This window comes from Microcella alkaliphila (assembly GCF_002355395.1).
GTDB lineage: Bacteria > Actinomycetota > Actinomycetes > Actinomycetales > Microbacteriaceae > Microcella > Microcella alkaliphila_A.
On sequence record NZ_AP017315.1, the window covers coordinates 1,409,092 to 1,420,844 of the forward strand.

The 11,753-nt window shown below is 70.3% G+C and carries 11 protein-coding genes; all 11 read left to right on the forward strand.

Going from position 1 to position 11,753, the window contains the following annotated elements; genetic code table 11:
- Positions 1-2: 2 nt before the first annotated feature.
- The 11 genes from CPY97_RS06905 to coaBC all read left to right on the forward strand — a co-directional run bounded on the left by CPY97_RS06905 (position 3) and on the right by coaBC (position 11,722).
- The gene (locus CPY97_RS06905) at positions 3-674 is read left to right on the forward strand and encodes a cyclase family protein (protein ID WP_096421363.1); all 672 of its coding nucleotides are present in this window, start codon (positions 3-5) and stop codon (positions 672-674) included.
- Between the two features lie 61 nt (positions 675-735).
- Positions 736-1,266, forward strand: coding sequence for a bifunctional pyr operon transcriptional regulator/uracil phosphoribosyltransferase PyrR (pyrR, locus tag CPY97_RS06910; RefSeq protein ID WP_096421364.1), 531 nt, complete (start codon positions 736-738; stop codon positions 1,264-1,266).
- Positions 1,263-2,216, forward strand: coding sequence for an aspartate carbamoyltransferase catalytic subunit (locus CPY97_RS06915; protein WP_096421365.1), 954 nt, complete (start codon positions 1,263-1,265; stop codon positions 2,214-2,216). Before pyrR ends, CPY97_RS06915 begins: the two co-directional genes overlap by 4 nt.
- Entirely contained in the window at positions 2,213-3,538 is a 1,326-nt protein-coding gene (locus tag CPY97_RS06920) for a dihydroorotase (protein ID WP_096421366.1), read from the forward strand. Before CPY97_RS06915 ends, CPY97_RS06920 begins: the two co-directional genes overlap by 4 nt.
- A gap of 1 nt (position 3,539) precedes the next feature.
- Positions 3,540-4,064 carry a hypothetical protein gene (locus CPY97_RS06925; RefSeq protein ID WP_096421367.1) on the forward strand — a complete coding sequence of 175 codons (525 nt, stop codon included), beginning with the start codon at positions 3,540-3,542 and terminating at the stop codon, positions 4,062-4,064.
- Complete coding sequence (carA, locus tag CPY97_RS06930; RefSeq protein ID WP_096421368.1) at positions 4,054-5,217, forward strand: glutamine-hydrolyzing carbamoyl-phosphate synthase small subunit; 1,164 nt, start codon at positions 4,054-4,056, stop codon at positions 5,215-5,217. The genes CPY97_RS06925 and carA overlap by 11 nt, the downstream gene beginning before the upstream one ends.
- Positions 5,217-8,501: a carbamoyl-phosphate synthase large subunit gene (gene carB / locus CPY97_RS06935; RefSeq protein ID WP_096421369.1), complete on the forward strand. Its 3,285-nt coding sequence runs from the start codon at positions 5,217-5,219 to the stop codon at positions 8,499-8,501. The genes carA and carB overlap by 1 nt, the downstream gene beginning before the upstream one ends.
- Complete coding sequence (gene pyrF, locus CPY97_RS06940; RefSeq protein WP_096421370.1) at positions 8,498-9,331, forward strand: orotidine-5'-phosphate decarboxylase; 834 nt, start codon at positions 8,498-8,500, stop codon at positions 9,329-9,331. The genes carB and pyrF overlap by 4 nt, the downstream gene beginning before the upstream one ends.
- Positions 9,328-10,257: a guanylate kinase gene (gmk, locus tag CPY97_RS06945; protein ID WP_096421371.1), complete on the forward strand. Its 930-nt coding sequence runs from the start codon at positions 9,328-9,330 to the stop codon at positions 10,255-10,257. The genes pyrF and gmk overlap by 4 nt, the downstream gene beginning before the upstream one ends.
- Before the next feature lies 1 nt (position 10,258).
- Positions 10,259-10,516, forward strand: coding sequence for a DNA-directed RNA polymerase subunit omega (rpoZ, locus tag CPY97_RS06950; protein WP_096421372.1), 258 nt, complete (start codon positions 10,259-10,261; stop codon positions 10,514-10,516).
- Between the two features lie 27 nt (positions 10,517-10,543).
- Positions 10,544-11,722: a bifunctional phosphopantothenoylcysteine decarboxylase/phosphopantothenate--cysteine ligase CoaBC gene (coaBC, locus tag CPY97_RS06955; protein WP_096423470.1), complete on the forward strand. Its 1,179-nt coding sequence runs from the start codon at positions 10,544-10,546 to the stop codon at positions 11,720-11,722.
- The last annotated feature ends 31 nt before the right edge of the window (positions 11,723-11,753 follow it).

Sequence of the window (11,753 nt, forward strand, 5' to 3'; positions counted from 1 at the left end):
GGATGCTGATCGATCTGAGCCACCCGATCGCCGGGGGGATGACCGTCTTCCCCGGCGATCCGGCGGTCTCGATCGAGAACGCGGCGAGCATCGAGACCGACGGCTTCCGCGTCAGCTCCCTCCACCTGGGTACCCACACCGGCACCCACCTGGATGCTCCCGCGCACTCCATCGCGGACGGCGCCACCCTCGAGGCGGTCGCCCTCGACGACCTGGTCGCCCCGCTCGTCGTGCTCGACGCGACGGGCCGCGCCGCCCGAGACCGCATCGGTGTCGACGTGCTGAACGCCGCACCGGAGATCGCGCCCGGTGACATCGTCGCGGTGCGGACAGGCTGGGACGCGCGATTTGGCGACGATACGTACCTCGAGCATCCCGTCATCGACGTTGCTCTCGCGACCGCGCTCTGGCACCGTGGCGTGCGTGTGCTGGGCGTCGACACCCTGAACCCCGATGCGTCGTGGCCGGGTGACAACGGCGCCTGGGCACTTCCCGTACACGAGTTCTGGCTCGGTAACGGGGGAGTGATCGTCGAAAACCTGGCAGCCCTTGACCGCGTGCCCACGAGCGGGGCCGAGGCGATCATCCTGCCGCTGCGCCTCGATGGGCTCGACGGCGCTCCCGTGCGAGCCGTCGCTCGCGTGCCGGACGAGCAGGCCGCCAGCGACCGGTAGAGTGGTGAGCGACCCAGACGTCCTTTAAGCACCGTCCTGTGAGGCGGGGAAGGAGGTCGCGATGTCCGCACGCCCTGTGCTGCAGACAGCCGACATTGCCCGCGCGCTGCGCCGTATCGCCCACGAAATCCTCGAGGCACGACGCGGTGACGGCCGTCTCGTCTTCCTCGGCATTCCGACTCGCGGAGCCGCCCTCGCCGAGCGCCTGCACGCCATCGTGGAGGAGATCGAGCCCGGCGTCGCCGAGGCCGGCACCCTCGATGTGACGATGCACCGCGACGACTTGGGGCGAAGCGCAACCCGCGCCCCCTCGCCGACCCGCATCCCCTCTGGCGGCATCGATGACGCGGTCGTCGTCCTCGTCGACGACGTGTTGTTCTCCGGCCGCACCGTGCGCGCCGCCCTCGACGCGCTCGCCGACCACGGTCGACCGCGCGCCGTGCGGCTCGCCGTGCTGGTCGACCGCGGGCACCGCGAACTGCCGATCCGCGCCGATTTTGTCGGCAAGAACCTGCCATCGGCGACCAGCGAGCGCGTGTTCGTGCGCCTCACCGAGGTCGACGGCGTCGATGAGGTGGCGATCAGCTCATGAGGCATCTGCTCACGACGAAAGACCTGGCCCGCGACGACGCGGTGCGCATCCTCGACGTCGCCGAAGAGATGGCGGCGACCGCCGACCGCGAGGTCAAGAAGCTGCCGGCGCTGCGCGGCAAAACCATCGTCAACCTGTTCTTCGAAGACTCGACGCGCACCCGGCTCTCGTTCGAGTCGGCCGCCAAGCGCCTGAGCGCCGACGTCATCACCTTCAGCGCGAAGGGCTCGAGCGTGTCGAAGGGTGAGAGCCTGAAAGACACGGCTCAGACCCTCGTCGCCATGGGGGCCGACGCGATCGTCGTGCGGCATCACGCCTCGGGTGCCGCCCACCGGCTCGCCCACGCCGGCTGGATCGACGCGGCCATCATCAACGCCGGCGACGGCACCCACGAGCATCCCACGCAGGCGCTACTCGACGCGTTCACCCTGCGGCGGCGTCTGCACGGTGAGGATGCCCGCGGTCGCGCCCTCGACGGCGCCCGCGTCGTGATCGTCGGCGACATCCTGCACTCCCGCGTCGCCCGCTCGAACGTCTGGCTGCTCGCCACGCTCGGCGCCGAGGTGCACCTGGTCGCCCCCCGAACCCTGCAACCGGCGGGGATCGAGGCGTGGCCCGCCACGGTGCACGAGCTGCTCGACGACGCGCTCGCGACTGGGCCCGACGCCGTCATGATGCTGCGCATCCAGCGTGAACGGATGCACGACGCCTTCTTCCCCACCGAGCGCGAATACGCGCGCATCTGGGGGCTGACGGCCGAGCGCTTCGCCGCTCTTCCCGCCGATACGATAGTGATGCACCCCGGCCCGATGAATCGTGGGCTCGAGATCGCGTCCGTCGCCGCCGACTCGACCCGATCGACGGTGCTTGAACAAGTCACGAATGGGGTGTCGATCCGCATGGCAGTGCTCTACCTCCTCGTTTCCGGAACCGACGGGGGTCGAGCATGAGCGGCATCCTGATCCGCGGTGCGTCGCTTATGGGCGGTGACCGCGCCGATATTCGCATCGCTGACGGCGCGATCGTCGCCGTCGGGTCGGCATCCGCCGAGTCGGGCGATCACGTCATTGACGCCGACGGCCTCGTGGCCCTCCCGGGCCTCGTCGACCTCCACACGCACCTCCGCGAGCCCGGGGGAGAAGCATCCGAAACCGTGCTCACCGGCACGCGCGCCGCGGCCGCGGGCGGCTTCACCGCCGTGTTCGCGATGGCCAACACGACGCCGGTGGCCGACACCGCCGGGGTCGTCGAGCAGGTGGAGGCACTCGGCCGCCAGCACGGCTACGCGACCGTGCGCCCCATCGGCGCGGTCACGGTCGGGCTCGCCGGGCAGCAGCTGGCCGAGCTCGGCGCGATGGCCGCCTCCCGCGCCCAGGTGCGCGTGTTCAGCGACGACGGCCACTGCGTCGCGGATCCGCTCATGATGCGTCGCGCTCTCGAGTACGTCGCCGCATTCGACGGCGTCGTCGCGCAGCACGCGCAGGAGCCGCGCCTCACCGAGGGCGCCCAGATGAATGAGGGCCCGCTGTCGGGAGAACTCGGGCTCACGGGTTGGCCGGCGGCGGCGGAAGAGTCGATCATCGCCCGCGATGTGTTGCTCGCCGAACACACGAACTCGCGACTGCACGTGTGCCACGTCTCGACCGCCGGCAGCGTCGACGTGGTCCGGTGGGCGAAGGCGCGGGGCATCCTGGTGACCGCCGAGGTGACCCCACACCACCTGCTGCTCACCGACGAGACGGCCCGCGACTACGACGCCCGCTTCAAGGTGAACCCGCCGCTGCGGCGCGCGGAGGACGTCGCCGCGCTGCGCGCCGCCGTCGCCGACGGCACGATCGACATCGTCGCGACCGACCACGCCCCGCACCCCGACGAAAGCAAAGAGTGCGCCTGGTCGGAGGCGGCCTTCGGCATGGTCGGCCTCGAGTCGGCGCTGTCGGTCGTGCAGCACGCTCTCGTCGACACCGGGATGCTCGACTGGGCATCCGTCGCCCGCGTGCTCTCGACGACCCCGGCGCACATCGGCCGTCTCGCGGGCTACGACCGGCCCCTGAGCGTCGGCGCGCCCGCCCACCTCACGCTCGTCGACCCGGCCGCCTCGCGCACGTGGTCGCCCGGCGAGCTGCGCGGCCGCAGCCGCAACACGCCGTACACGGGACTCACCCTGCCCGGCCGCGTGGTCGCCACCGTGCACGGAGGCGTGCCCACCGTGCTCGACGGCGCCCTCGTTGACGCCGAGACCGTCGCCGCCGCGGCGGGGACGGGGCGCTGACATGGACCGTCTTCTGCCCGGGGCGCTCATGATTGCCCTCATGCTGGCGCTGCTCGCGCTCGCCTGGTGGGGGTGGCGCGGTCGCCGCCGCCGCCAGGGCGGGTTCGCCGCTCCGCACCGCGCGCCCGACACCCTCGGCGCACCATTGTTCCTCACCGAGGCGATCGCGCACGCCACGACCCTCGCGAGCCAGCCGTTGGAGCGCGTCAACGCGCACGGGCTCGGCTACCGCTCGCGCATCCAGGTGGGCGTCCACGATGAGGGCGTCGTGCTCGCCTACCCCGGCGACGAGCCCATCCTCGTGCCGGCCGCCGACATCATCGGCGTCGGTCGCGGCACCTGGACCATCGACAAGGCCGTCGAGCCCGACGGCTTGACGGTGCTCAGCTGGCGCCTCGGAGACACCGAGGTCGACACCTGGCTGCGCCTACCCGCACGCGACGACCGCGAGGTTATCGACGCGGTGCGCGCGCGCATCCCGAACGCTTCTTCCACCCCCGACGAAAGGTCCACCGATGACGCATGAGAAGGCCGTGCTCGTCCTCGAGGACGGCACCCGCTTCACCGGGCGCGCCTACGGCGCCCGCGGCGAGACCATCGGCGAAGCCGTGTTCTCGACCGGCATGAGCGGCTACCAAGAGACGCTGACCGACCCGAGCTACGCGGGGCAGATCGTCGTGCAGACGGCGCCGCACATCGGCAACACGGGCATGAACCCCGAAGACCCCGAGAGTCGCCGCATCTGGGTGGCGGGCTACGTCGTGCGTGACCCCTCGCGCGTCGTGTCGAACCACCGCGCGACGCGCAGCCTCGATGACGATCTCGAGCGCGACGGTATCGTCGGCATCAGCGGCATCGACACGCGCGCGCTCACGCGCCGCATTCGCGAGGTGGGCGCCATGCGCGCCGGCATCTTCTCGGGCGAATTGGCCGAGCTGGATGCTGCTGACCAGCTCGCGCGCGTCACCGCCGCCCCCGAGATGACCGGCCAAAACCTGTCGGCCCAGGTCAGCGTCGAGACGGGCGAGGTCGTTCCGGCCGAGGGGGAGCGCATCGGCACGCTCGCGATCATCGACCTCGGGATCAAGTCAGCAACAGTGCGTGCCCTTGCCGAGCGTGGCTTCGAGGTGCACGTGCTGCCGCAGTCGACGACGATCGACGAGCTGCGCGCTCTGAACCCGGTCGCCGTCTTCTACTCGAACGGCCCGGGTGACCCCGCGGCAAGTGAGAGCCACGTCGAGCTGCTGCAGCACGTGCTGCGCGATCGCACGCCGTTCTTCGGCATCTGCTTCGGCAACCAGTTGCTCGGCCGGGCGCTCGGCTTCGGCACCTACAAGCTGCCGTACGGGCACCGCGGCATCAACCAGCCCGTGCTCGACAAAGAGACCGGCCGCATCGAGATCACGGCGCACAACCACGGCTTCGCGGTCGACGCACCGCTCGAGGGCGTCGTCGACAGCCCCGCCGGCTTCGGCCGCGTCGAGGTGAGCCACATCGGCCTCAACGACCAGGTGGTCGAGGGCCTGCGCGCGCTCGACGTGCCCGCGTTCAGCGTGCAGTACCACCCGGAGGCGGCCGCCGGCCCCCACGACTCCACGTACCTGTTTGACCGGTTCCGCGAGATGGTTCTTGAGAACCTTAACCGCGCATCCGCCGCCGATTCGGAAGGCCAGGCCTGATGCCCAAGCGCGACGACATCAACTCCGTCCTCGTCATTGGCTCCGGCCCGATCGTGATCGGGCAGGCAGCCGAGTTCGACTACTCGGGAACCCAGGCGTGCCGCGTGCTGCGCAGCGAGGGCATCCGCGTGATCCTCGTGAACTCGAACCCGGCGACGATCATGACCGACCCCGACTTCGCCGATGCGACCTACGTCGAGCCGATCACGCCCGAGATCATCGAGGCGATCATCGCGAAAGAGAAGCCCGACGCGGTGCTGCCGACCCTCGGCGGCCAGACGGCGCTGAACGCGGCCATCAAGCTGCACGAGCGCGGCATTCTCGAGAAGTACGGCGTCGAGCTGATCGGTGCATCGTTCGAGGCGATCCACAAGGCCGAAGACCGCCAGGCGTTCAAGCAGCTCGTGCTTGACGCGGGCGCCGACGTCGCCCGCAGTGCGATCGTGCACACGGTCGACGAGGCGCTGGCCGCCGCCGACGACCTCGGATACCCCATGGTCATTCGCCCGTCGTTCACGATGGGCGGCCTCGGCTCGGGCTTCGCGTACGAGGAGGCCGAGCTGAAGCGCATGGTGAGCGACGGCCTGCACGCCTCGCCGACGACCGAGGTGCTGCTCGAAGAGTCGATTCTCGGCTGGAAAGAGTACGAGCTCGAGCTCATGCGCGACCGCGCCGACAACACGGTGGTCGTCTGCTCGATTGAGAACGTCGACCCCGTCGGCGTGCACACGGGCGACTCGATCACCGTCGCGCCCGCGCTGACCCTCACCGACCGCGAGTACCAAAACCTGCGCGACATCGGTCTGCAGATCATTCGTGACGTGGGCGTCGACACGGGCGGCTGCAACGTGCAGTTCGCCGTCGACCCGAAGACGGGTCGCGTCATCGTCATCGAGATGAACCCGCGCGTCTCGCGCTCGAGCGCCCTGGCGTCGAAGGCCACGGGCTTCCCGATCGCGAAGATCGCCGCAAAACTCGCGATCGGCTACCGCCTCGACGAGATTCCGAACGACATCACGGGGGTGACGCCCGCGAGCTTCGAGCCGACCCTCGACTACATCGTCGTCAAGGTGCCGCGCTTCGCGTTCGAGAAGTTCCCCGGCGCCGACGACACCCTCACGACGACCATGAAGTCGGTCGGCGAGGCGATGGCAATCGGTCGCAACTACTCGACCGCGCTGCAGAAGGCGCTGCGCAGCCTCGAAAAGCGCGGATCTTCCTTCCACTGGGACGGCGAACCCGGCGATAAGGATGCGCTGCTTGCCGCCTCGAAAAAACCGACCGACGGTCGCATCGTCACGCTGCAGCAGGCGCTGCGCGCGGGGGCCACGATCGAGGAGGCCTTCGAGGCCACCGGCATCGACCCGTGGTTCCTCGACCAGATTGTGCTCATCAACGAGGTCGCCGAGCGCGTCGCCGCCGCCGAGGAGCTCGACGTCGACACGCTGCGCGAGGCGAAGGAGCACGGCTTCTCAGACGCGCAGATCGCGAGCCTGCGCGGAGTCGCTGAAGTGCAGGTGCGACAGCTGCGCCGCGACCGGGGCCTTCGGCCCGTGTTCAAGACCGTCGACACGTGTGCCGGCGAGTTCCCGGCACTCACGCCGTACCACTACTCGAGCTACGACCTCGAGACGGAGGTTGCCCCGAGCGACGCGACCAAGGTCGTCATCCTCGGCTCAGGCCCCAACCGCATCGGGCAGGGCATCGAGTTCGACTACTCGTGCGTGCACGCCAGCTTCGCGTTGCGCGACGCCGGGTACGAGACGATCATGATCAACTGCAACCCCGAGACCGTGTCGACCGACTACGACACCTCCGACCGTCTCTACTTCGAGCCGCTCACCCTCGAAGACGTGCTCGAGGTCATCGAAGCCGAGCAGGCATCGGGCACCGTGCTCGGCGTCATCGTGCAGTTGGGCGGCCAGACCGCGCTCGGCCTCGCCCAGGGCCTTGCCGCCGCGGGCGTGCCGATTCTCGGCACGAGCCCCGACGCGATCGACCTGGCGGAAGAGCGCGGAGCCTTCGCGAGCATCCTCGACGCCGCGAACCTCGTCGCGCCCCGCAATGGAACGGCGATCGACGCCGACTCGGCCGTGCGCGTCGCCGAGTCGATTGGCTACCCCGTGCTCGTGCGCCCGAGCTTCGTGCTCGGCGGTCGCGGCATGGAAATCGTCTACGACTCCGACAGCCTCGTCGACTACTTCGACCGCGTGCGCGACCAGGCGATCATCGGCCCCGGCATGCCCCTGCTCGTCGACCGCTTCCTCGACGACGCGGTCGAGATCGACGTCGACGCTCTCTTCGACGGCGAGCGCCTCTACGTCGGCGGCGTCATGGAGCACATCGAGGAGGCCGGTGTGCACTCCGGCGACTCGGCGTGCACCCTGCCGCCCGTCACGCTCGGCCGCGAGGTCATCGACCGCGTGCGCCAGGCGACCGAGGCGATCGCTCGCGGCATCGGCGTGCGGGGCCTGATCAACGTGCAGTTCGCGATTGGCGCCGGCGTGCTCTACGTGCTCGAGGCGAACCCCCGAGCGTCGCGCACCGTTCCGTTCGTGTCGAAAGCGCTCGGCATCCCCCTGGCGAAGGCCGCCTCGCTCGTCATGGTGGGCCGCTCGATCGACGAGCTCGTCGACAGCGGCCTGCTTCCGGAACAGGACGGCTCGCGGGTGCCGCTGGATGCGCCCGTCGCTGTGAAGGAGGCCGTGCTGCCCTTCACCCGCTTCCGCACCCGCGAGGGCGCTGTCGTCGACAGCGTGCTCGGTCCCGAGATGCGGTCCACCGGTGAGGTCATGGGCATCGACCGCGACTTCCCGCGCGCGTTCCGCAAGAGCCAGGATGCGGCGTACGGCGGCTTCCCGGAGTCGGGCGTCGTGTTCGCCTCCGTCGCCGACCGGGACAAGCGCAGCGTCGTGCTGCCGATTCTTCGCCTCAACCAGCTCGGTTTCGAGATCTGGGCGACGGGAGGCACCGCCGAGGTGCTGTCGCGGTACGGCATCGCCGCGCGCGTCGTGCGCAAGCACGGTGAGCGTGGCGACGGCTCCGAGCCGACGATCGTTGACCTCATCAACTCCGGTCAGGTCGACGTCGTCATCAACACTCCGAGTGGTCGCACGGCGCGCGCCGATGGGGTGGAGATTCGCACCGCCACGGTCGCCGCCGACAAGCCGCTGTTCACCACCATCGCCACCCTCGGCGCGGCGGTGGCCTCACTCGAGTCGAGCGACGAGCCGGTGTCGGTGACGAGCCTGCAGGAGTACGACGCGGCCCGGGCCCGGCGATGACCCCGTTCGGTGAGCGGCTGCGCGCCGCGGTGGCGGCCAACGGCAGGCTCTGCGTCGGCATCGACCCGCACGCGAGCCTGCTCGCCGACTGGGGACTTCCGGACAATCCGACGGGCCTCGAGGGCTTCGCTGACGCCGTCATTCGCGCGGCCGAGGGCCGCGTGGCCGTCGTGAAGCCGCAGGTGGCGTTCTTCGAGCGGCACGGGTCTGCGGGCATCGCGGTGCTCGAGCGGGTGATCCGCCGGGCGCGCGAGGCGGGCATCCTCGTCATCGCCGACGCGAAGCGCGGCGACATTGGCAGCACCCTCGACGGCTACGCCGAGGCGTGGCTGGAGGCGACCTCGTCGCTCGCGAGCGACGCGATGACGGTCTCGGCCTACCAGGGCGTGGGATCGCTCGCGCCCGCCGTCGAGCGCGCCCACCGCAACGGCGCCGGCCTGTTCGTGCTGTCGGCCACCTCCAACCCCGAGAGTGCGCGGGTGCAGACCGCCGTGGATGCAGACGGCGCCACCGTGGCGGCGGTGGTCGCCGCCGACGTCGCCGCCCTCGGGGCAGCGGCGGCCCGGCGCGACACGTGGTCATCGTTCGGGCTTGTGATCGGCGCAACCGTCCCGCTCGCCGAGGTCGGACTCGACCCTGACACCCTGCCGGCGGTGCCGGTACTCGCACCCGGCTTCGGGCACCAGGGTGGCCAGCTCACGGCTCTGGATGCGCACTACGGCCCGCTCGCGGAGCGCACCCTCGCGAGCGTCTCGCGTAGCGTGCTCGCCGCCGGCGCCGACGGTCTCGTCGCGGTGATCGAGCGGCACCAGAGGGAGCTTGCCGCATGAACCGGCCTCCCGAGGTCGATCGCGCCGCCGCCGGGCGCGCCGCTGTTGCCGCCCGCCAGGCGCGTGCTGCGGTGAAGGCTGCGGTCGCGGCGGGGGAGCGCGACGCGCTGAGTGTGGCCGAGGCCGCCTGGAGAGACCCCGCCGGCGTTGAGGGAAGCCTGCGTGTTCGCGAGCTGCTCGGCAGTTTGCGCGGCTTCGGCCCTGTTCGTGTCGCGGCGGTGCTCGAGGAACTCGGCATCTCCCCGGTCAAGAAGCTGGGCGGGCTGGGCGTGCGGCAGCGCCAGGTCCTGGGGGACTGGTTGCGCGGGCGAACGGCCACGCGAGAACGCGGTCGCCTCGTCGTTCTGGCCGGCCCGACGGCCGTGGGAAAGGGCACCGTCTCGGCCTTCATTCGCGACCACCACCCCGACGTGTTGCTGAGCGTCTCGGCGACGACGCGCGCCCCCCGACCGGGCGAGCGCGACGGGGTGCACTACTACTTCGTCTCCGACGCCGAGTTCGACCGCATGGTCGAGGCCGACGAGTTTCTCGAGTGGGCGACCGTGCACAACCTGTCGCGTTATGGCACCCCCCGGCCACCCGTCGAGGCGACGCTCGCGTCGGGGCGCAGCGTGCTGCTGGAGATCGACCTGCAGGGCGCTCGGCAGGTGAAGCGGGCGATGCCCGAGGCCGTTCTGGTGTTCCTGTTGCCGCCGACCTGGGACGAACTCGTGCGCCGCCTCATTGGGCGCGGTACCGAGACGGCCGCCGAGCAGGCCCGCCGACTCGAGACAGCGAAGGTCGAACTGGCCGCCCAGGACGAGTTCGACGTCCACGTCGTCAACGACAATGTCGAGCGTGCGGCCCAGGAGGTCGTAGACTTGCTGACTGCCGTGCGCCCCGCGCACGCCCCCGACTCTCGCGATACGAACCGAAACCGGAGCTGACATGGCCGACAAGACCCAGGGCATCATTGACCCGCCCATCGACGAGCTGCTGTCGAAGGTCGACTCGAAGTACCAGCTCGTGATCTTCGCCGCCAAGCGCGCCCGACAGATCAACGACTACTACTCCGACCTGCACGAGGGTTCGCTGTTCGACAACGTCGGCCCGCTCGTCGACTCGACCGTCGACGACAAGCCGCTGTCGGTCGCGTTGCACGAGATCAACGAAGACAAGTTGGTCCTCACCCGCAACGCCGACTAGTCGATCATGCCGGCCTCCGGCGCCCCGCTGACCGTCGTTGTCGGCATCACCGGGGGCATCGCCGCCTATAAGGCGGTGGGCGTTGCGCGTGGTTTCGTTGCCGCGGGACACGACGTCCACGTCGTGGCAACCGAGGGCGCCCTGCGCTTCGTGGGCCGTCCGACACTGGAGGCGATCAGTCGCAACCCCGTCCACACCGACCTCTACGAGGGGGTCGCCGAGGTTCGCCACGTTGCGCTCGGTCAGCGTGCTGATCTCATCGTGATCGCTCCCGCGACGGCGCATACCATCGCGTCACTGGCCGCGGGGCTCGCCGGCGATCTGCTCGGCACGACCGTCCTGGCCTCCGAGGCCCCGCTCGTCATTGCCCCCGCGATGCACACCGAAATGTGGATGAACGCGGCGACGCAGGCGAACATCGCCACCCTGCGAGAGCGCGGCGCCCTCATCGTCGGGCCTGCCACCGGCCGTCTCACCGGTGACGATTCGGGCCCCGGCCGGATGGCGGAGCCCGACGAGATCGTGCGCGCGTCGCTCGACGCGCTGCGGCCGCAGGATCTGGCCGGTCGGCGCGTGCTGGTCTCGGCCGGAGGAACCCGCGAACCGATCGACCCCGTTCGTTATCTCGGCAATCGCTCGAGCGGTCGCCAAGGGGTTGCGTTGGCGGAGGCCGCCCGTTCCCGGGGAGCCGACGTGGTGCTCGTCGCCGCGCACCTGGAGGTGCCGGCACCGGCGGGCGTCTCTGTCGTCGAGGCGGGCACGGCGAAGCGCATGCTCGCCGTCATGCGCGAGCACCAGGGTGCCGCGGACGTCGTCATCATGGCGGCGGCCGTGGCCGATTTTCGGCCCGTCGCGCAGAGCCCCGTGAAGATCAAGAAGGTCGACGGGGCCGAGCCCCCGACGATCGCGCTGGAACGCACCGACGACATCCTTGCCTCCCTGGCGAAGTCCCGCCGCGACGGCCAGCGCATTGTCGGCTTCGCGGCCGAGACCGTCGACGACGAGGCCGAGTTGATTCGCCTCGCCGCAGACAAGGCGACGCGCAAGGGCGCCGACTTTATCGTCGCGAACCGCGTCGGGCACGATCGCGGCTTCGGCCGTGCGACCAACGACGTCATCATCGTGACGCCGACCGGTAGCGTGGTGGGGCGGGCCTCCGCCGACAAGATGTCGGTGGCCCACCGTATTCTCGACGCTCTCGGCTGATACGGCCGCGTCCGTATCCCCGCACCCATCC